At 62.7% G+C, this 19,648-nt stretch carries 21 protein-coding genes and 1 tRNA gene; 8 read left to right on the top strand and 14 right to left on the bottom strand.

Features of this window, described 5'->3' with window-relative positions; translation table 11 throughout:
• Nucleotides 1-59 precede the first annotated feature (59 nt).
• From rplA to AC1RJY_RS15245, 5 genes are all read right to left on the bottom strand, one after another.
• Nucleotides 60-767 carry a 50S ribosomal protein L1 gene (gene rplA / locus AC1RJY_RS15265; RefSeq protein ID WP_011775608.1) on the bottom strand — a complete coding sequence of 236 codons (708 nt, stop codon included), beginning with the start codon at nucleotides 765-767 and terminating at the stop codon, nucleotides 60-62.
• Between the two features lie 147 nt (nucleotides 768-914).
• Complete coding sequence (gene rplK, locus AC1RJY_RS15260) at nucleotides 915-1,346, bottom strand: 50S ribosomal protein L11 (RefSeq protein ID WP_011775609.1); 432 nt, start codon at nucleotides 1,344-1,346, stop codon at nucleotides 915-917.
• A gap of 130 nt (nucleotides 1,347-1,476) precedes the next feature.
• Nucleotides 1,477-2,355: a transcription termination/antitermination protein NusG gene (gene nusG / locus AC1RJY_RS15255; protein WP_498602654.1), complete on the bottom strand. Its 879-nt coding sequence runs from the start codon at nucleotides 2,353-2,355 to the stop codon at nucleotides 1,477-1,479.
• Between the two features lie 114 nt (nucleotides 2,356-2,469).
• Nucleotides 2,470-2,751 carry a preprotein translocase subunit SecE gene (gene secE / locus AC1RJY_RS15250; RefSeq protein WP_011775611.1) on the bottom strand — a complete coding sequence of 94 codons (282 nt, stop codon included), beginning with the start codon at nucleotides 2,749-2,751 and terminating at the stop codon, nucleotides 2,470-2,472.
• A gap of 80 nt (nucleotides 2,752-2,831) precedes the next feature.
• Nucleotides 2,832-2,904, bottom strand: a tRNA-Trp gene (locus AC1RJY_RS15245).
• 252 nt (nucleotides 2,905-3,156) lie between these two features.
• Between AC1RJY_RS15245 and AC1RJY_RS15240 the strand changes: the two genes are divergently transcribed.
• Nucleotides 3,157-4,386: a pyridoxal phosphate-dependent aminotransferase gene (locus AC1RJY_RS15240; RefSeq protein ID WP_014922393.1), complete on the top strand. Its 1,230-nt coding sequence runs from the start codon at nucleotides 3,157-3,159 to the stop codon at nucleotides 4,384-4,386.
• 298 nt (nucleotides 4,387-4,684) lie between these two features.
• On the opposite strand, the gene AC1RJY_RS15235 is transcribed toward AC1RJY_RS15240, so the two are convergent.
• On the bottom strand, nucleotides 4,685-5,359 hold the full coding sequence (locus tag AC1RJY_RS15235) for a LuxR C-terminal-related transcriptional regulator (protein ID WP_011775613.1): 675 nt from the start codon (nucleotides 5,357-5,359) through the stop codon (nucleotides 4,685-4,687).
• On the bottom strand, nucleotides 5,359-6,918 hold the full coding sequence (locus AC1RJY_RS15230) for an ATP-binding protein (RefSeq protein WP_043470510.1): 1,560 nt from the start codon (nucleotides 6,916-6,918) through the stop codon (nucleotides 5,359-5,361). Before AC1RJY_RS15230 ends, AC1RJY_RS15235 begins: the two co-directional genes overlap by 1 nt.
• Nucleotides 6,919-7,043: 125 nt before the next feature.
• On the opposite strand from AC1RJY_RS15230, the gene AC1RJY_RS15225 reads away from it, so the two are divergent.
• The 5 genes from AC1RJY_RS15225 (at nucleotide 7,044) to AC1RJY_RS15205 (ending at nucleotide 11,297) form a co-directional block, all read left to right on the top strand.
• Nucleotides 7,044-8,609, top strand: a complete 1,566-nt coding sequence (locus tag AC1RJY_RS15225) for a PspC domain-containing protein (RefSeq protein WP_187329894.1) — start codon at nucleotides 7,044-7,046, stop codon at nucleotides 8,607-8,609.
• Nucleotide 8,610: 1 nt separating this feature from the next.
• Entirely contained in the window at nucleotides 8,611-9,015 is a 405-nt protein-coding gene (locus AC1RJY_RS15220; protein ID WP_498602653.1) for a hypothetical protein, read from the top strand.
• A 49-nt stretch (nucleotides 9,016-9,064) separates the two neighbouring features.
• Complete coding sequence (locus tag AC1RJY_RS15215; protein WP_011775618.1) at nucleotides 9,065-9,313, top strand: PspC domain-containing protein; 249 nt, start codon at nucleotides 9,065-9,067, stop codon at nucleotides 9,311-9,313.
• A gap of 191 nt (nucleotides 9,314-9,504) precedes the next feature.
• Nucleotides 9,505-10,530 carry an ATP-dependent 6-phosphofructokinase gene (locus tag AC1RJY_RS15210; RefSeq protein WP_014922397.1) on the top strand — a complete coding sequence of 342 codons (1,026 nt, stop codon included), beginning with the start codon at nucleotides 9,505-9,507 and terminating at the stop codon, nucleotides 10,528-10,530.
• A gap of 17 nt (nucleotides 10,531-10,547) precedes the next feature.
• Nucleotides 10,548-11,297 (top strand): GNAT family N-acetyltransferase, encoded by a 750-nt coding sequence (locus AC1RJY_RS15205; protein WP_011775620.1) that lies wholly within the window; start codon nucleotides 10,548-10,550, stop codon nucleotides 11,295-11,297.
• A 105-nt stretch (nucleotides 11,298-11,402) separates the two neighbouring features.
• Here the strand turns inward: AC1RJY_RS15205 and AC1RJY_RS15200 are convergent, their stop codons facing one another.
• From AC1RJY_RS15200 to AC1RJY_RS15170, 7 genes are all read right to left on the bottom strand, one after another.
• Nucleotides 11,403-12,920, bottom strand: coding sequence for a DHA2 family efflux MFS transporter permease subunit (locus AC1RJY_RS15200; protein ID WP_498602652.1), 1,518 nt, complete (start codon nucleotides 12,918-12,920; stop codon nucleotides 11,403-11,405).
• Nucleotides 12,904-13,533, bottom strand: coding sequence for a PadR family transcriptional regulator (locus AC1RJY_RS15195; RefSeq protein WP_014922400.1), 630 nt, complete (start codon nucleotides 13,531-13,533; stop codon nucleotides 12,904-12,906). The genes AC1RJY_RS15200 and AC1RJY_RS15195 overlap by 17 nt, the downstream gene beginning before the upstream one ends.
• A gap of 110 nt (nucleotides 13,534-13,643) precedes the next feature.
• Entirely contained in the window at nucleotides 13,644-14,036 is a 393-nt protein-coding gene (locus tag AC1RJY_RS15190) for an ankyrin repeat domain-containing protein (RefSeq protein WP_011775622.1), read from the bottom strand.
• Entirely contained in the window at nucleotides 14,033-15,118 is a 1,086-nt protein-coding gene (gene ygfZ, locus AC1RJY_RS15185) for a CAF17-like 4Fe-4S cluster assembly/insertion protein YgfZ (protein WP_014922402.1), read from the bottom strand. Before ygfZ ends, AC1RJY_RS15190 begins: the two co-directional genes overlap by 4 nt.
• Nucleotides 15,119-15,157: 39 nt before the next feature.
• Nucleotides 15,158-15,877 carry a flavodoxin family protein gene (locus AC1RJY_RS15180; RefSeq protein ID WP_210063531.1) on the bottom strand — a complete coding sequence of 240 codons (720 nt, stop codon included), beginning with the start codon at nucleotides 15,875-15,877 and terminating at the stop codon, nucleotides 15,158-15,160.
• Nucleotides 15,878-15,926: 49 nt separating this feature from the next.
• A complete protein-coding gene (locus tag AC1RJY_RS15175; protein ID WP_011775625.1) occupies nucleotides 15,927-16,526 on the bottom strand; it encodes a nitrobindin family protein in 600 nt (199 codons plus the stop codon).
• A gap of 165 nt (nucleotides 16,527-16,691) precedes the next feature.
• Complete coding sequence (locus AC1RJY_RS15170) at nucleotides 16,692-17,426, bottom strand: hypothetical protein (RefSeq protein ID WP_011775627.1); 735 nt, start codon at nucleotides 17,424-17,426, stop codon at nucleotides 16,692-16,694.
• Nucleotides 17,427-17,688: 262 nt separating this feature from the next.
• On the opposite strand from AC1RJY_RS15170, the gene AC1RJY_RS15165 reads away from it, so the two are divergent.
• Nucleotides 17,689-18,387, top strand: a complete 699-nt coding sequence (locus AC1RJY_RS15165) for a winged helix-turn-helix transcriptional regulator (RefSeq protein ID WP_011775628.1) — start codon at nucleotides 17,689-17,691, stop codon at nucleotides 18,385-18,387.
• A gap of 231 nt (nucleotides 18,388-18,618) precedes the next feature.
• A complete protein-coding gene (gene mshD, locus AC1RJY_RS15160) occupies nucleotides 18,619-19,590 on the top strand; it encodes a mycothiol synthase (protein ID WP_498602651.1) in 972 nt (323 codons plus the stop codon).
• Nucleotides 19,591-19,648: the final 58 nt, after the last annotated feature.

Below are 19,648 nucleotides of genomic sequence, written 5' to 3'. Positions count from 1 at the left end.
AAAAAGGACCGCCCGGCAAAAGCCGGACGGTCCTTTATCAGAGCAAGAGCTCGCGAAGCTTACGCGTCGACGAGAACCTTGGTGACGTTCGGGTCAACGGTGATGCCCGGACCGAACGTGGTGGCAACGGTAGCCTTCTGAATGTAGCGGCCCTTGGAAGCGGACGGCTTCAAACGAAGCACCTCTTCCAGTGCAGCTGCGTAGTTCTCAGCCAGCTTGTTGACGTCGAAGGACACCTTGCCGATGATGAAGTGCAGGTTCGAGTGCTTGTCGACGCGGAAGTCGATCTTGCCGCCTTTGATGTCGTTGACAGCCTTGGTGACGTCCGGGGTAACCGTGCCGGTCTTCGGGTTCGGCATCAGGTTACGCGGGCCGAGGACCTTACCCAGACGGCCAACCTTGCCCATGAGGTCAGGGGTTGCCACTGCGGCGTCGAAGTCGGTCCAGCCGGCTGCGATCTTTTCGATCAGGTCATCGGAACCAACGAAGTCGGCGCCGGCAGCGATTGCTGCTTCAGCCTTGTCGCCCGTTGCGAAAACGAGGACGCGGGCGGTCTTACCGGTGCCGTGAGGCAGGTTGACGGTGCCACGAACCATCTGGTCAGCCTTACGCGGGTCAACGCCCAGGCGGAAAGCGACCTCAACGGTTGCGTCGAACTTGGAAGGATTGGTGTCCTTCGCGAGGGTGATGGCCTCGATCGGGGCGTAGACCTTGTCTGCCTCGATCTTGGCTACGGCTGCCTCATATGCTTTGCTGCGCTTTGCCATGCTGCTATTTCTCCTTGTGCAGTTGTGGTCTGCGGACCGCGCTGGGCCCTGCCACAAGCCGCGGATCCGGCAAGGATCCTGCGACATTTCAATGTTTCAGATGCCGGTTGCCCGGCGGGTGAAGGCCACAAGGGCCCTCGAAGGTTACTAGCCTTCTACGGTGATGCCCATGGAGCGGGCGGTGCCTGCGATGATCAAAGCAGCTGCCTTGATGTCGTTGGCGTTGAGGTCTTCCATCTTGGTGGAAGCAATTTCCTCGACCTGTGCCTGGGTCAGCTTGGCAACCTTGACGGTGTGCGGGGTAGCCGAACCCTTGGCGACGCCTGCAGCCTTCTTGATGAGCTCTGCGGCCGGCGGGGTCTTGGTGATGAAGGTGAAGGAACGGTCTTCGTAAACCGTGATTTCAACCGGGATAACGTTTCCGCGCTGGGATTCCGTTGCAGCGTTGTACGCCTTGCAGAATTCCATGATGTTGACACCGTGCTGGCCAAGCGCAGGACCGATCGGCGGAGCCGGGTTAGCGGCACCTGCCTGGATCTGCAGCTTGATGAGGCCGGTGACCTTCTTCTTGGGAGCCAATGTAGGGTCCTTCTCTCAATAGCTTCCTGGGACACAGGAGCGCGTCCCAGGTTGGTGGCCGCCATGGCGAGGCGGCCGGCCGCTCCCGAACTGCTAAGCAGGCAGGACTGGAGCGAAATTTTGGAATCAGCTAGATCTTGGTGACCTGGTTGAATGCGAGCGTCACCGGGGTTTCGCGCTCGAAGATCGAGACCAGAACCACAAGGGTCTGGGACTCGGGCTTGATCTCGGAGATCGTAGCCGGGAGGGTCTCGAACGGACCTTCCTTGACGATGACCGACTCGCCGACCTCGAAGTCGACGGCCACGGGAGCCTGGTTCTGCTTGTTGACGGGCTTGCCCTGCTCTGCCTGCTCTTCTTCGAAGACCGGGGCGAGCATGGAGAAGACCTCATCAAGCCGCAGCGGGACGGGGTTGTGAGCGTTGCCCACAAAGCCGGTGACACCCGGCGTGTGGCGGACCGCGCCCCAGGAGGCGTCCGTCAGGTCCATGCGGACAAGGACGTAGCCGGGAATGCGGACGCGGTTGATGACCTTGCGCTGCGCGTTCTTGATCTCGACGACCTCTTCCATGGGCACCTGGATCTCGAAGATGTAATCTTCCATGTCCAGGGTCTGGATGCGGGTCTCAAGGTTAGCCTTCACGCGGTTTTCGTAACCGGCGTAGGAGTGGATGACGTACCAGTCACCTTCCTGGCGGCGCAGCTTGCCCTTGAATTCTTCAACCGGATCGGCCGGCGCTGCAGCAGCAGCAACTGCCAGGTCGTCGCCGTCGGACTCCTCCGAAGCGTCTGCTTCGTCGGAAGCGTCGTCGGCGTCGGCGTCGGACGCGTCATCGGACTCGGCGTCTACGTCAGCTTCGAAGTCCTCTTCGGAATCGTCGGTGTCGGCAGATTCGGGCGCAGCAGAATCAACCTCGGACTCTTCCACGACAATTGCCGTGGCGTCGGCTGAGTCCTCGGCGGTTCCGCCCAGCTCAGTCTCGTTTACCTCGAGCTCCTGCTCAGACACTTGGTCTCCTGCTTCCTCATTGCCTAACATGCCTATTTAAATGGCTCAATTCCGCAAACCCCGCAAAATCCCTGAAGTATCAAAGAATTTCACACAGTTTGCGGACAGATCCGCTTATTGGTCCACAGCCCCTGTGCCACCGAAGACCCAACTGGCTCCCGTCCCGAAGGCGATGTCCAGCAGGCTGACGATGAGCATCATGATGGCCACGAACACCAGCACCACGAGCGTGTAATTGATCAGTTCCTTGCGGGTGGGCGCAACGACCTTCTTCAGTTCACCAATGACCTGGCGGACGAAAAGTGCAATACGGGCGAAGAAGCCGCGATCGGCTTTCTTGGCGGGACGGCCCTTCGAGCTGCTGGCAGCTGTTTCGGTCACCTGGTCCTCACTCACCTTGCAAAGTCGTTGACCCGACTCTGATCAGAGCCATGGTTGCTGCGCGTGCCCCGGCGTTTCCGCCGGAACAGCTTGCGCAGGGCAGACAGGACTCGAACCTGCAACCTGCGGTTTTGGAGACCGCTGCGCTACCAATTGCGCCACTACCCTATGGATCGAATCCATGTTTCAGGCCGCACTTCAGCCTGTGGTGCTTTTCAACACCGGTGAACCAGTCTACGCAAGAAATTCGCGATAGTCGAACCGGCCTGATTCCGGACCTCCCAGCCCTAAAAGCCTGTGACCAGCATTATCAGTCACAAAGTTCTGCAGGCACCCGGGAGCTCCGCAGAACAGCATAAGGTAGTTTACGTCGAATCCCATCATCCAGCCCACGAGCTGCCTGCGAAGAACGGTACATAGATGTCTGCCGGAACAACTACCGCCCGCATTTCACAGCGAATCTCCGCCATTGCAGAGTCCGCCACCCTTGCCGTTGACGCCAAGGCCAAGGCACTGAAGGCCGCGGGACGTCCCGTGATCGGTTTTGGTGCCGGCGAGCCCGACTTCCCCACCCCGGACTACATCGTCCAGGCCGCCATTGAGGCAGCCAGCCAGCCGAAGTACCACCGCTACTCCCCCGCAGGTGGGCTCCCCGAGTTGAAGAAGGCGATCGCCGAGAAGACCCTGCGGGACTCCGGCTACCAGGTTGACCCTTCCCAGGTCCTGGTGACCAACGGCGGCAAGCAGGCCGTCTACAACACCTTCGCAACGCTGGTGGATCCGGGCGACGAAGTCATCATTCCCACCCCCTTCTGGACCACCTACCCGGAAGCCATCCGGCTCGCCGGCGGGGTGCCCGTTGAGGTCTTCGCCGGACCGGAACAGGGCTACCTGGTAACCATCGAGCAGCTTGAGGCCGCACTGACGGACAAGACCAAGATCCTGCTGTTCGTCTCCCCGTCCAACCCCACCGGCGCCGTCTACAGCCCGGAACAGGTTGCGGAGATCGGCAAGTGGGCAGCGTCCAAGGGACTCTGGGTTGTCACCGACGAGATCTACGAGCACCTCACGTACGACGGTGTTGAGTTCACGTCCATCGCCACTGCTGCACCGGAATTGGGCGACAAAGTTGTCATCCTCAACGGCGTTGCCAAGACCTACGCCATGACCGGCTGGCGAGTGGGATGGATGATCGGCCCTGCCGACGTCATCAAGGCCGCCACCAACCTGCAGTCGCACGCGACGTCCAACGTCTCCAACATTATGCAGATCGCAGCCGCAGCAGCCCTCACAGGTCCGCTGACCGCCGTCGACGAGATGAAGGTTGCCTTCGACCGCCGCCGCAAGGCCATTGTTGCCGGCCTGAACGCGATCGAAGGCGTTGACTGCCCGACGCCGACCGGCGCCTTCTACGTCTACGCGGACGTCCGCGGCCTGCTGGGTAAGGAATTCGAGACCTCCAACGGTCCCGTCCGCCCGGAAACTTCCGCTGAACTTGCCACGCTCATCCTCGACGAAGTTGAAGTTGCCGTGGTCCCGGGCGAGGCGTTCGGCCCGTCAGGCTACGTGCGCCTGTCCTACGCGCTCGGCGACGAAGACCTCGCCGAGGGTGTCCGCCGGATGCAGGAATTCCTGGGCAAGGCCAAGTAGCTTTCCTTCGGTCCGGAGCGTGGCTTCCTGACCCTCTTTGATGCTGATTCAGCCCTTGGGCAACCGCAACAGGTTGCCCAAGGGCTGATCTGTTTCCACAGAAGGTCAGGAAGCTCCACCTCTGGTTGCGGCTCCGACGTGTGCCGCTACCACCCACTTTGGCCACACCAAGACCCACAGCTCGCCCACCCCACGGCGTGTTGGGGTAGCAGGGATCCAAAGTAGGTGATGGCGGACCGCATGCCATCGTGGGATGTGAGAGAGCGCCCAGCCCAAGCCCGCGGGATGTGAGAGAGCGTTAGAGGAGGCGGCGCTCTGCAGCCCACTTGGTGAGTTCGTGTCGGCTGGAAAGCTGGAGCTTCCTCAGAACTGCCGACACGTGCGTTTCCACCGTCTTGATGGAGATGAACAGCTCTTTGGCCACCTCCTTGTAGCTGTAACCCCGGGCGATGAGACGCATGACTTCCAGTTCGCGGGCGGAGAGCTTGTCCAGTTCATCGTCAGCGATGTCAGCGGGAGCGGTCCCGAAAGCGTCCAGCACGAAACCTGCCAGTCGCGGCGAGAAGACGGCGTCGCCATCGGCCACCCGGATGACGGCGTCGGAAATCTCCTTGCCGGAAATCGTCTTGGTGACGTATCCACGTGCGCCGGCACGGATAACCGAGACCACGTCCTCAGCGGCGTCGGACACACTCAGGGCCAGGAAGCTGGTGGTGGCAAGCAGTGCGGCGGAGCCGGCGATGACTTCACGGCCGCCACCGCCCAGTCCGCCCGGAAGGTGAACGTCCAGGAGAACCACTTCGGGGCGGCTCTCGGCTATGACGGCGATGGCCTGTTCCACGGTTCCGGCTTCGCCCACAACGTTGATGCGTTCGTCGAGGTCCGCCTTCAATCCTGAGCGGAAGATGGTGTGGTCGTCCACGATGACCACACGTACCCTGCGTCCGGAACCACTCTCAGGGCTATTGTTCATTACTTCGCTTCTCCATTCCGCTGTTCGTGGGCGTCCACACTGACTGACGGAAGGGCCAAGCGGACTTCCGTTCCGTCGCTGCTGCTGTTGATGACCGCCGTGCCCCCGTGCCGCTTCATGCGGCCGATGATTGACTCCTTCACGCCCAGCCTGTCATCCGGGACAGCATCAGGGTCGAACCCCGGGCCGCGGTCCTTGATGAAGATCTCTGTACTACCGGCGGTGCTCTCCAGATAGACGGATACCGTTCCGCCGCCATGTCGGGCGGCATTGAGCATGGCTTCCCTGGCTGCTTGGACCAGGGCCTCGTGCCGGTCCGTCATCTCAGTGTCTCCGACCGTGACAACCTCCACGGCGTGCCCATGGGAGTCTTCCACTTCGGCGGCGACAGCCTTGATCCGGTCTGCCAGGAGCCCGGACTCCTTGGCGGGATCACTGAACAGCCAGGTCCGGAGTTCACGTTCTTGGGCCCTCGCAAGCCGGATCACGTCCTGCTCGGAACCCGCCCTGCGTTGAATGAGCGCCAAGGTTTGAAGTACGGAGTCGTGCAAGTGGGCAGCGATCTCCGCACGCTCCGTTTCACGGACCCTGCCGGCCCGTTCGGCTTCGAGGTCCTTCCAGAACTTCAGCCCCCACGGGAGCAGCACCAAGGCAACTCCGCCCAGGACAGCAACGGAGGCCAGCAATGCCAGCCAGGTCTGCTCCCATGATCCCGAACCGGACACCATCACCAAGACGCCGGCCACCACCAGGGCCAAGCCGGCTGCCAGGCGCGTCCATCCACCTGCTTGGTCGGCCTTCGTCTTGTCCACCAAGCCTGCTCGCCGGGTCTCATCGAGCTGCATCCAGGCAATCGCTGCGCCACCCAGGATGGCGGCGGCCGGAATGAGCGTGCCCAGAGGGACGTCGACGCCGAACTGGCGGGCGATCAGGATTGCCCCCACCAGGAGCAGTGCCGCTCCGAGCAAGATTTCCTTACCGTACTGGATCTTGCGGAACGAGAACCAGGACGACAATGTACTTCCACTGCCGTTGCCATCCCGATCTCGGGATCCAGCCCAGTCCCACGAGGATGAGGCGCTGCCAAAGACGGAAGGTTCGGCGGCAGGCACGGCGCCTGCAGTGAGGATAGGACCGCTACCGGCGACTGAACCGTTTCCCCGGATGGAATCACTCGCCGGAGCAGAATCCACGCCCACCACTGAGCCCAACACCGGAGGTGCGCCGGCCACCGCAGGCCAGGCTCCGGCGTCGTAAGCTGTTGGCGCCGCAGGAGAGCCAGCGGTAGGGACGGACGCAGGCGGCAGGCTCACCGCAGGAGCAATGGGCGACGCCGGCCGACGGGCATTGCGCTTGGCGTTCTCATCCGCGGTGGGAACCATTGTCCACAGCCACGCGTAGAAGGCCACGCCTGCTCCACCGGCGAAACAGGCAAGGATCATGCCAAGGCGGACCAACTTGACCGGCCAGCCCAAATGATCAGCCAAACCGCTGCAAACGCCCGCGATCATGCGGTCGCTGCTGCGGACCAGCGTGGGGCGTTGTACAGCGGTTGTCATGTACCAATCCAAACACGGATCAGGGTGCCCCGGACCGAAAACCGGCGTTGTTCGGGGGTCGCTCAGGGATCACTCAGGGTATCCCCCAGTAGAGGGCAGGGTGGTCCGGGCGGCAGGATCGAAGTATGAACGCGAACAGCATGAACCCAGAGGAACCCGGAACGCCTGGCACCGCCGGCGCATCCGGCTCCAGCGCCAACACCGGCGCTTCCACCGGCGCCTCGGGTGCCACGTCCGGGGCGCCTTCGGGGACACCTGGAGAATCCGGCGCCCCGTCGGGAACAGGTACCAGCGGCAGCTACCCGCCAGCCGGCAGTGCTCCCCAAGCGTCCCAGCAGAACTTCTTCGACTGGATCCGCAACCAGGGCGTGCGCCGGGGGCCGGACCGTTGGATCGGCGGCGTCGCAAGCGGTGTGGCCCACCGGTTCGGCATCGACCCCCTGATTGTGCGGGGCATCTTCATTGTCCTGGCACTCTTTGCAGGTGTTGGCGTGCTGCTGTACGGCGTGGCCTGGGCGCTCCTGCCCGAGCCTGACGGCCGTATCCATGTGCAGGAAGCCGCCGCGGGCCGCTGGTCCGGGGGCATGACGGGTGCGTTGATCACCACCATCATCGGATTGCCGAGCCTGGGCCGCGGTTTCTGGGGCTGGGGCTGGGACGGACTCCCCGGCCTGTTCTGGACACTGTTCTGGATGGGCGGCGTCTTCTACCTCATCTACTTCCTGGTCCAACGCAACAAAGCTTCGAAGGGAACTGCGCCTGTGGGCCCGCAAAACTACTCCGCGCCCGGCGGCACAGCAGCTTACGGGACGCCCACGTCCTATGGGGCCCCTGCCACCTACGGGAGCACGGCAACGTCCAACACCGGTGTACCTGTCTACGGCGCAGGCCAGCAAGGCACCAAGCCACATTACGGGGCAGCACCGTCAGCCGGCGGCTCGTACGCCCCCACCGGCGGGTACGGTTCCGGCACCGGCCCCACCCCACCCTCCGGCCCGCGTCCGCCGTACGGTCCCACTCCCCCAGGCGGCTGGCAGCCCAAGCCCGCTGCCCCGACGCGCAAAGGCCCGGGAGCTGCGATCGTGTCAGTCTCAGCCGGTGCAGCGCTCCTTGCCGGGGGCACCTTGAAAGCCCTCGATGCCGGTAATGTCATTGAGCTGGGCAACTCTGGCAACGCTGTCGTGTGGGCCACAGGTGCCGCCGTCCTGGGTTTGGGCATCCTCGTCGCGGGGCTTCGTGGGCGGACGTCTGGGTTCCTTGGCTTCCTGGCTGTGGTTGCCCTGATCATTGGTGGAATCTTCAACGTGGTCCCCAGGAACGGCGACCGCTTCACCTTCCGTGATGTGAACTGGGCCCCCACCAGCGTGGCGCAGGCACAGGAAGGCATCGATATCACCGGCGCAAAGGGCTTGGTGGACTTGAGCGACATCACCATGACCCCGCCCCTGGTGTCCGAAGTCCTGATTCCGGTTGACGCCACCGCCAGCAACGTCACGGTGGTCATTCCCGACGACGTCCCCGTGGAAGTCAGGGCGGACATGACGTTCGGCAACCTGAACGAGCGCGGCACGGATCGTGGCGGCCGGCTCCAGGATGACAGGACGCTGTACAACACCGAAAAGCCCGGAGCCAACCTCGTGGTGGAAATTGACGGCACGTTCAGCAACGTGACCATCCAGGAAGGAAACTGACATGAACACCAATGAGCCAGGCAAGGCCCGCGAAGCGCAGCCAACCGAGCCGGTCTCCAAGCAAACGCGCCCCACTGAGGCCCTGCCCCGGGAAACCCGTCCCACTGAGGCCCTGCCGAAGCCGGGACTCCAGCAGATCCCGCTCACGCCACCGCTGGAACCCAGCTTCAAGGTGGAACACACGGACGACGACGAACCCCGGCAGGCGCGAATCAGCACAGTGGTGTGGGGGTTGATTGTGATCGCCCTCGCAGCCCTGATTGTTATCTCGACACTCGGCTGGGTCACGCTGAACAGTACCTATGTACTGATCGGCCTGATGATCGGCGCGGGCGCAGCCCTGGTGGTCGGTGGACTCCTCTCGGCCCGCAAGGGTTCCGGCACACCAAAGAGCCCGGCGAAGTGAGTGGAAGCAACAACGTGACAAAGCAACCGCAACAGGGAAGGGTGTAGCCATGGACAAGTTCTTCAGCATCGTCAGGGGCTTCGGCCTGAAGCGTGGTCCGCAACGCTGGATCGGCGGCGTCTGCGGAGGAATCGCAGCAAAGCTCAAGGTAGACGTGGCGTACGTCCGAGTCGCTTTCCTGCTCTTCTGCCTGCTGCCTGGCCCCGCATTCGTGGCCTACATCCTCGGCTGGCTCATCCTGCCGGACCAGAACAACAAGATCGCTCTCGAGTCCTTCATCAGCCAACGTTCCCGGTAATTACTGGAGACAGCGAGCCGAAACGCCCCGCCGGCCGGCGGGGCGTTTGGTTGTTTTCAGCCAGGTTTCCAATACCGCACGGTCGTGGGCAAAAGTAACCGTTTGTGTCCCACCCCACATGCGCGTCTACAATCATTGGGAGCTCAGCGTGGCGCTCTGCACGTATTCCTCCAAGCCATGAGTGAGCAAACATGAAAATTGGCATTCTTACCAGCGGTGGCGACTGCCCCGGCCTCAACGCAGTGATCCGGGGATCAGTCCTCAAGGGTATTGCCATCCACGGCCAGGAGTTTGTGGGCTTCCGCGACGGCTGGCGTGGTGTGGTTGAAGGTGATGTCATCGACATCCCCCGCACCATGGTCCGCGGTATTGCCAAGCAGGGTGGCACCATTCTGGGCACCTCCCGCACCAACCCCTTCGAAAACGGCGGTGGCCCGGACGTCATCAAGGCACACATGGAACGCCTGGGCATTGACGCCATCATTGCAATTGGAGGCGAGGGAACGCTGGCAGCAGCCAAGCGCCTCACCGACGCGGGCCTGAAGATTGTTGGTGTCCCCAAGACCGTGGACAACGACCTCGACGCCACCGACTACACCTTCGGTTTCGATACCGCCGTGCAGATCGCAACTGAGGCCATCGACCGGCTCCGCACCACCGGCGAATCCCATCACCGCTGCATGATCGCCGAAGTCATGGGCCGCCACGTCGGCTGGATCGCCTTGCACGCCGGCATGGCAGCGGGCGCCCACGCCATCCTCATCCCGGAACAGAAGGCAAGCATCGAGCAGATCACCGAATGGGTCCAGGAAGCCCACGACCGTGGCCGTGCGCCGCTTGTGGTGGTTGCTGAAGGCTTTGTTCCGGACCACATGGAGTCCCCGCACTCCGAGCGCGGCCTGGATACCTTCGGCCGTCCCCGCCTTGGCGGCATCGCCGATCAGCTGGCACCCGAGATTGAGGCGCGCACGGGCATCGAAACACGGGCCACGATCCTCGGCCATATCCAACGTGGTGGCGTCCCCACCGCCTACGATCGCGTTTTGGCGACGCGCCTGGGCATGGCTGCCATCGATTCCGTAGTGGAAGGCCGCTGGGGCACCATGGTGGCACTGAAGGGTACGGACATCTCCCACGTGGGCTTCGAGGAAGCGCTCGGCAAGCTCAAGACAGTGCCGCAACACCGCTACGACGAAGCGTCTGTGCTCTTCGGCTAGTCGGCTAGGCTGAATCCATGACTCTAGAGCCCACGTCTGCTGCCATTATCCAGCTGGCGTGGGCTCGACGTTTGGGGCTCGACGACGACGCTTTCGCCACCGCTGCCGCCAGGCTCACCACTTCCGCGGCGGACCCGGGCGAGCTGGGCAACCGCATTACCCGTGTGGATGATTCTGCGCGGGCCTTGGTTTTCCTGCGTCTCTTCGGCGTCTCTGCGCTCGTGGGGCCACAGTGGGCCTTGGAAGCTGCGGCGTCCATCCCCGATACGGAGCTCGCCCAGCATGTGACGCTGTTGACCATCACGCGGTCCCACGGCGGACACGGGCTTGGATCCTCCGCCTTATTCTTCGCAGACGATCTGCCGCTCCAGCAGCCCTCCGAAGAACTCACGGTTTCGCCAGGCAACCCCGAAGCGATCACGCTGGAAGGCTTGTGCCCTCCGGATGACGTCAATGAAGTTGGCCTCCAAGGGCTCGAACATCGATTCACCATCATGCACCCCGAAGAGGAACAGCCCACGCCCGTGGCCTGCGGCGCCTATTCCGAATGGGAAGGCATCCTGGCCAACATGGGCGTCCTGGTTGCCCCTCCGTGGCGACGGCGGGGCCTGGGCACGCTGGCCGCGTCCATCGCCGCGCACGAGGCCCTGGCATCCGGGCTGACCCTCCAGTGGAAGGCCGACGTCAGCAACACCGGGGCGCTCGCGATGGCCCGCAGCCTGGGCTTTGCCACGGGCGGGCTCCACGCGAGCGTACTCCTGGGCTGACTAAGAACCGAACCGGCCCAGCTTTGGTCCGGTAGAGGGCTCGTCCTTCTCTAAATTCTGGCAGGACCAGCCCAAAAATGGGCTGGTCCCGACACCGAACAAACGCTACTTCCGGACAGTTTCCGGCACGGCCGGTTCTCCAGTGACTTTCCCGCCCCAACCCTGCACCGACTTGGGCTTGCCAAAGAACAACGCCACCACGGCACCCAGCAGAATCGCACAGGCGGGCAACAAGATGGACTGGCTCATCGCCGTCGAGAACCCTGCATGGAGCGCCTCCGGAAGTACGCCGTTCATGGAGGCTTCGCCTAGGGGAGCACCGGCGGGAGCCGCAGGCAGCTCTGCCGCGAGTCGCGACTGAATGAGGGCAGCGATGGCCGCCGAGCCCAACACAGCACCGATCTGGCGTGTGGTGTTGAAAACGCCGGAACCGGCCCCTGCCTGGCGTGGTTCCAGGTTGCGGGTGGTCGCATTGGACACCGGCCCCCAGATGAAAGCGTTGGCAACACCCTGCAGGGCGCTGGGCAGCAGGAACATCCAGATGGGAGTGTCCGGCCCCAGGAGCGATGCCGTCCAGAACAATGCCCCGGCCAGGCAGACGAGGCCGAAGGATGCGAACCAACGCGGGTTGGCGCGGTCAATGAGCTTACCCACGAACGGGGCAAGCGCACCCGAAATAACGGCCATGGGGATCATCAGCAAAGCGGACTGTGTAGGCGTCAGGCCCCGCACCGTCTGGTAGTAGAAAATAGTGGGCAGCGGGAAGGCGGTCACCGTGAACCCAACGGCCATGATGGTGGTGTTGCCCAGGGAGAAATTACGGTCCTTGAACAGGCCAAGCGGAAGCAAGGGCTCCCCGCCACGGCGTTCAAGAAGCCACTGCCAGACGACGAACAGCACCAGGACCACGAGCCCCGTGATGATCAAACCCCACACGGAAACGACCCCCGTGACGGTCCCCCACTTGTACGTCTGGCCCTCTTGGATGCCAAAGACCAGCAGGAACATGCCGACGGCGGAAAGCACCACGCCCACGACGTCGAACGTGTGGCTGTGCGTGGTCAGTTTCGGTACGAAACGCGTCACCAGGATGAAGGCCACGATCCCGATGGGGACGTTGACGAAGAAGATCCACTCCCAGCCAAGGCTGTCCACCAGCAAGCCGCCGAGGATCGGTCCAATCAGCACGGCCATGCCAGCTGTGGCGCCCCACAGCCCCATGGCTGCACCACGGCGGTCCGGCGGGAAAATGCGCGTGATGACGGCCATTGTTTGGGGAGTCATCATGGCGGCACCCAGGCCTTGAACGGCGCGGGCAGCGATCAACATGGTGACGTCGCCGGAGAGTCCGCACCACAGCGAAGCGAGCGTAAAGACGACCAGACCGATCAGGTACAGGTTCTTGGGGCCAAAGCGGTCACCCAGCCTGCCCGTGATCAGCAGGGGCACGGCGTAGGCCAGCAAGTAAGCGCTGGTGACCCAAATGACGGCGTTGATGTCCGTGTTGAGCCCTTCCATGATCCGCGGGTTCGCGACCGACACGATGGTGGTGTCGATGAGGATCATGAAGAAGCCCACCACGAGTGACCACAGCGCGGGCCATGGCTTAGCTACGTTTTCCAAGGGATTCCTTCGGCTTGTGTGAAAGTTCGGTTGGAGTTGGCAGGGGTTCATCCCAGGGCAGGCGCCCATTGCCCAACTCCTCGAGGAGATCGCGGATCCACGCGATCTCCGTTCGGCGCATTGCCTGTTGGTACGTGATGTCGATCCAGTACTTGCGGTCCAGCCCCTTGGCCGTCACGGTTGCCTCCGCATGGACCAGGAAGTCGAGATCGGCGCCGAGGGCCACCAGCCGCTCCTCCAGCAGTTCCATGACCACTGCAGCTGGAAGGTGGTGAGCCTCAGCTATTGCGTGCGGAAAGACGGGGTATTCGTTGACGGGAGTGGAGAGCATGGCCTGGAGACGTGCGCCGAGGGCCTCGTGTCCGGCGGGGGTGATCCGGTACGTGGTTCGCTCGGGACGGTTGCCTTCACGTTCCGTTCCTGTGGCCTCGACAAGCCCGTTTTCCTCGAGTCGGCCCACGGAATGGTAGAGCGTGCCGGGGCGGACCTTGACGAGGCGGTCTTCATGACGGGCCATCAACAATTGGTACATCTCATACGGATGCATGGGTTCTTCTGCGAGGAGAGCCAGTGAGGCGACTCCAAGCGGAGTCAATTCAGCGACCTTAGGCACAACACCCAGCCCCTTCCGATCAAATATTCCACAACAACTATTCCACGTGGAATATCTAGACGCAAGAAAGCCCGGCCGCTGTGCGACCGGGCACTCCTCGCGTTGGTTGCTTAGCCCAGGAGTTCTTGGATCTCTGACCTGGCAAACATAGCGGCAGCCTCGCGCGCGGTGGGGGTTCCGGCGTCGGGATCCGCTCCAGCATCCAGCAGGACCCGGGCCACGCTGGTGTATCCCTTGAAGACCGCCCCGGCGAGTGGGGTCTGTCCGCGATCATTCGCGGCGTTCACGTCAGCACCGTGATGGAGGATCAGCTGCGCGGCTTCCTCGTGCCCGTGATAGGCCGCCAGCATCAGCAGCGAGTCGCCAGCGGCATTGGTCATTGTGGCAGGGGCGCCGGCGTTCAAGTAGCCTCGCAGCAACTCTGTGTCACCTTCGCGGGCAGCATCAAACAAGGCGTGGGCCAGGGCCAACGTTTCGTCGTCGGGGCCTGTAGCTTGGCTCATCGGTGGGGTCCCTTCAGGAATCCGGTCTGGCGCCCGACAACCTGGCCGGCGTCGGGGGCGACGATCACTTCCTGGGCCGCGATGTAAGGCTCCTCGCCGTCCATCACCGTCAGGGTTTCCTCCGCCGAAACGGACCGCTTGATCACGGCCAAAGCAACGGGTCCCATTTCAAAGTGCTGCGCCACCGATGTCAGAGTACCCACCTTGCGCTCCCCGACAAATACAACGCTGCCAACGGCCGGCAGTGTGTGCTGTGATCCATCAAGCTGCAGGAAAACGAGGCGCCGCGGCGGGTGGCCGAGGTTGTGGACACGGGCAATGGTTTCCTGGCCCTTATAGCAGCCCTTGTTCAGGTGTACCGAGGTCCTCAAAAGGTCCAGTTCGTGCGGAATCGTCTTCTCGTCAGTCTCTGCACCGAGGCGGGGCCGCCAGGCAGCAATCCGCAAAGCATCTGCTGCCATGGCACCTGCCAAGGCGAGGCCTTCCACGGATTGTTCCAACTCGGTGGAAGGAACAAGGTACTCGTACCAGGGGCGTTCGAGGCCGGGATGCGATTCCTCGGGGACGATGCTGTACGCATACCCTCCGGGGCTGACGTGTGGCCATGGATCCTCCCACACCAAGCGGCCGGCCAGTTGCGCCAACGGCTTGGTGGCACCCACCACGGCCCACTGCTCAGAGACGTCTTGGATCTCGACGCGGAGCATGAACTTCATCCTGTTCAGCCACTCGGCCAGCGGCTCCGCCTCGGCGGTCTCCACGATCAGCCAGGTGGTGCCGCCGTCGTCAATAACGCGGGCGTCGAACTCGATGCGGCCCTGAACGCTGAGCAGCAGCAGTTCGCTGGCAACACCGGGCTGAAGGTTGGTGAGCTGTTGGGACGAGAGCGTGTTGAGCCAACTGAGCCGGTCCGGGCCAGTCACGGTCACCACGCCACGGTGCGAAAGATCGACGGCGGCGGTACCGGTTGCCAGGGCACGCTGCTCGCGCAGCGGTTCGCCGTAGTGGGCCGCGACGCCGGCATCCAGGCCGGTATCTTCAACGGCACCGGGGCGCGACAACAGGGGGCTCTTGTAAGTCATATGTAGTAGAAGTCCTTGCGGCTCAGCGGTATTCCGTGGTTAGCGGTATTCCGGGTTTTCGAAATCGAATCGGGTGCCCGCTTTCCATTCCTCCGGGAGGTTGCCGTAGGCAGGAATTCCCCCGGCATCCCGCAGGAGCCTGGCCATGTGGAGCAGGTTCCACGTCATGAACGTGGTGTTCCTGTTAGTAAAATCACTCTCCGGCCCACCCGAACCTTCATCAAGATAGCTGGGTCCGGGGCCGACCGGACCGATCCACCCGGCGTCCGCCTGGGGTGGAATGGTGAAGCCGATGTGTTGAAGGCTGTAGAGCACGTTCATGGAGCAGTGCTTGATGCCGTCCTCATTGCCCGTGATGAGGCAGCCACCCACCTTGGGGTAGAACGCCCACTGGCCTTTGCTGTTCAGTTCGCCCGAATGGGCGTACAGCCGTTCGATGAGTTTCTTGGTCATGGACGAGTTGTCGCCCAACCAGATGGGGCCTGCGATCACCACGATGTCGGCGTCGCGGACATCGGGATAGATCTCCGGCCATTCATCCGTCTTCCAGCCGTGCTGGCGCATGTCGGGATAGACACCACTGGCGATGTCGTGGTCCACCGTCCGGATGAGGCGCGTGGTGACGCCCTGCTTCTCCATGATGTCCCGGCTGATTTTGATCAGGCCATCGGTGTTGCTGAGCTGCGGCGATGGCTTCAGAGTGCCATTGAAAAAGACAGCCTTAAGCCCGCTGTAGCCCTCCGGTTTGAGGTTGGTCACTTTCTGCTCCTTTTGCTGGTTGCTGTGGAACGAACAGTGAGGCCTCGGGTCAGGAAACCTTGTGGAGGAATGCCGAGGCGTGCGCTTCGAGAGCCTTGCCGCTGGCAGCGACGTCCCAGCGCCACAGGAGGTTGCCATCAACCAAGCCAAAGATCCGGGTGGCCGCGGTGTACTCCTTGGAGTGGCTTCCGCGCATCACCATGTCGGTGCTCAGCTGGATTTGGGGTCCTTTGATCTGGCCGTAGTAGAGCTCGGTAATTCCGCCGGGGTGGGCGATCGACACCGAAATGTCGAAGCCGCCCTCCTTGTTGCGGCGTTCCTCGACCTCGTCGGCTGTCTTGAGGACGGGGACGATGTCCGCCGGGATCAGCCCGGGTCCGCCGTCGCCCTCTTCCAGCTTCCGTTCCAAGGCCCAGAACCCGGTCTCAACGGTCAACGGCCGCAACTTTTCGCCGGCATCGTCACTGAGCCAGGTCTCGGCCCGGTACTGCAGGTACGGGAGCCCGTTGTGGGTGAAGGACACGCGCTGGACGAAATGCTCGGAATCCTCGTCTCCGCTGCCGAGCCGGCCGCGGCCTTCCCACTCACCAATGAGCCAGGAAAGAGGGACAAGTTCGGGCGTCAGATCTGTTGGGATCTCAATAGGCACAACGATTACCTCTGGTGGGCTGCAGGATCAGAAGGTTACTTCTGGCCCTTGAAAAGGCGGTATACGACAAAACCCGCAAACCAAGCCATGGCGACGCTGGCCAGGCCAAGGAGAACGAGGAAGAAAATTTCAAATGCGAGTACAGACATGATGCCATCCTAACCTTTAGTAGATGAGTAGTTTGTCTATGAAGTAAGCCAAGGCCCCCACAGCCCAAACAGGCGCTACGCCCATTCCTATGGCGGCAGGGATGTTGAGGCGGCCCCTCCGCAGCGTGGTCATTCGCCGGAAGCACACCAAGACGGATCCCACCACTACGCCCACCAAAGCGGCGGGAAGCACAGCGATATCCGAGAAAACGAGACCAGCGAGCGGACCCATCAGTCCAGCCATCACAACGCCGAGCGGAGCCACGATGCGGTCCGGCCAACGAATGATTCCCACCAACAAGGCCGCCGCGGCACTGAGGCCCGCCACAAGAACCATCTCTTTGACGCCATTGAACCGCGCACTGGCGATCCAACCCGCGCCAAGGCAGTTCAGCAGCACACCGGCAGAGCAGCCAAGAGTGGATTCCAGTCGTTGGGCCTGTCCCGTGCCCCTAATGAGCTGGACGACGAACACAGCCATCACGCCCAGGGCAGCGAACGCCGGTGTACCGTCCAGGAATCCGGGCGCCGGGCTGTAGGCAGCAGTGACAGCCGATCCCGCGCCTGCAAGACCAATGACAGCGGCCAGCGTTTTCTTAGCCGGGACGGCAAGGAAATGCGGCCAGCCGATTCCGACAGCCGCGGAGGCTACGATGCCTACGCCCACCATGGCTTCCCGGGAAACGAAGGTGCTGGCCACGATGGCTGCGAGCGCCACGAGTCCGAATACCCCGATGCTCCAAGACTTCACTGTGTGCCCGACCTCAATCCGATGCGCCTAACGACCTCTCGACAATCCTGCCTTAAGCCGGCCCAATATGTCGTAATTCCAGCGTTGGCCCGTCACGAATCCCTGTGTCGCAGGGCACTGGTGGGTATACTCAGACTTCAACGGCGCACTGTGTTGGCCTTGATCCCGTTACAACGGGCAGAGGCGGCCCGCGCGCTGTGACCGACCGGTGAGACTCCGGTTTCGACGCCCGATGATGCGCGTAAAGCCCATTGGAGGAACTATGTCGCACATCCTGCTCCTAACGAACAGCCCCGGCTCTTCGGTGGACATTTTGCCTGCCTTGGAACTGCTCAACCACCGCGTGCATATCCTCCCGGCAGAACCCACTGCTCTGCTGGAAACTGATCCCACGGATATCGTCTTCCTGGATGCCCGCAAGGATCTGGTGGGCGCCCGCTCATTGACCCAGTTGTTGAAGGCCACCGGCCTGAGCGCACCCCTCATGCTGATCCTCACGGAAGGCGGCATGGCTGCTGTCTCGTCCGCGTGGGCAGTAGATGACATCGTGTTGGACTCCGCCGGCCCCGCGGAAGTCGAGGCCCGCATCAGGCTGGCCATGGCGCGTGCTGTGCCGGGCGAAGAGGAGACGCAGACCGAAATCCGGGCAGCCGGCGTCGTGATTGACGAAGCAAGCTATACCGCCCGGGTCAGCGGCCAGCCCCTGAACCTGACGTTCAAGGAATTCGAACTCCTGAAGTATCTGGCCCAGCACCCGGGGCGCGTATTTACCCGCCAACAACTGCTGACTGAAGTCTGGGGCTACGACTACTACGGAGGCACCCGGACAGTGGACGTCCACATCCGGCGGCTTCGCGCCAAGCTGGGCGTGGACCACGAAAACCTGATCAGCACGGTCCGCAACGTCGGCTACCGGCTCACCCTTGTCCGCCTCCCGGACGATGAGCTGTCCGAGGCCTAAGCGGCCAACAGGGCAAACACAGAAGAGGCCAGGATCCACACGGATCCTGGCCTCTTTCTTCGTTTCTTGGTGGAGGACATACGGGTCGAACGTATCGAGGCCACCCCACTGGTGGATCCCCCCTGTGCTGACTTACGGACAAACCGGAAAGCCGAACGAGATAACGACACTACCTCCCATTTCCAGTGACATCAAATCCCGGGGCTTGCGCCGGGCGTATAGCCTTGCATCATGAGTCACGCGCACCCGGAAAACTGGCCCGTACTGATCATTGCCGGAGCCTTGGACACCGAACTTCTCAGGGACGTCAAGACCCTTGCCGCTGCTGCCGGAGAGTCCGACGGGAATCCTCCCTTCTCCGAGCAGACGTTGGTCACGCTGCGCGGTGCGGACGCGGGGGATCATTCTGTTCTGTCCTTCGTCCTGTACGCCCCGGACGAAGAATCCGATCCCGCCACTGCCGAAGACCTGGCTGGCGTCGCCGTCGTCGTCGAAAATGGCGACGGAAGCGGAGTGCTGGAACTGGCCGTCCACCCGAGCTACCGCAACCAGGGCGTTGCAGGTCGACTGCTGGACGCACTGCAAGGCAAACGGGGCCTCGGCGGATTGAGTGCATGGTCGCACGGCAACCACGAGGCCGCCGCCGAGCTGGCCACGCGCTTCGGCTACGGCCCGGTGCGCGAACTGTGGAAAATGCGGTTGATGTCTTCAACCTCTGCACTGCCCGACGCCGGACTCCCGGACGGCGTTTCACTCCGCGCCTTCGTCCCGGGCCAGGATGAGCAGGCGTGGCTGACAGCCAACAGTGCTGCGTTCTCCCATCACCCCGAGCAGGGTTCCATGACGCGGGCGGACCTAGAGGCGCGCAAGGCTGAAGATTGGTTCGATCCCGAGGGCTTCCTGCTGGCTGTGAATGCCGAGGGTGAGCTTTTGGGTTTCCACTGGACCAAGGTCCACCCCCGGCAAGGGCCGCACCCGGCAATCGGCGAGGTGTATGTGGTTGGCGTGACCCCGGAGGCGCAAGGATTGGGCCTGGGCAAGGCCCTGACGGTTGCCGGCATCAAGCACCTTCAGGACCAGGGCCTGCATGCCGTGATGCTCTACGTAGACGCTGACAACGAGGCAGCAGTAGCCCTATATCAGAAACTTGGCTTTGTTCGCTGGGACACCGATGTGATGTATGGGCCTTTAACCAAAAATTAACCTGACGGGATCAGTTGCCGGAAAGCAGGTGACATCTTGGATTCGAGCGCCGGAATTG

The sequence above is a fragment of the Arthrobacter sp. GW822-FHT05G07 genome (assembly GCF_058799755.1).
The sequence above is the reverse complement of the archived record's forward strand: the minus strand, read 5'-3'. Positions and strand labels throughout refer to the sequence as shown.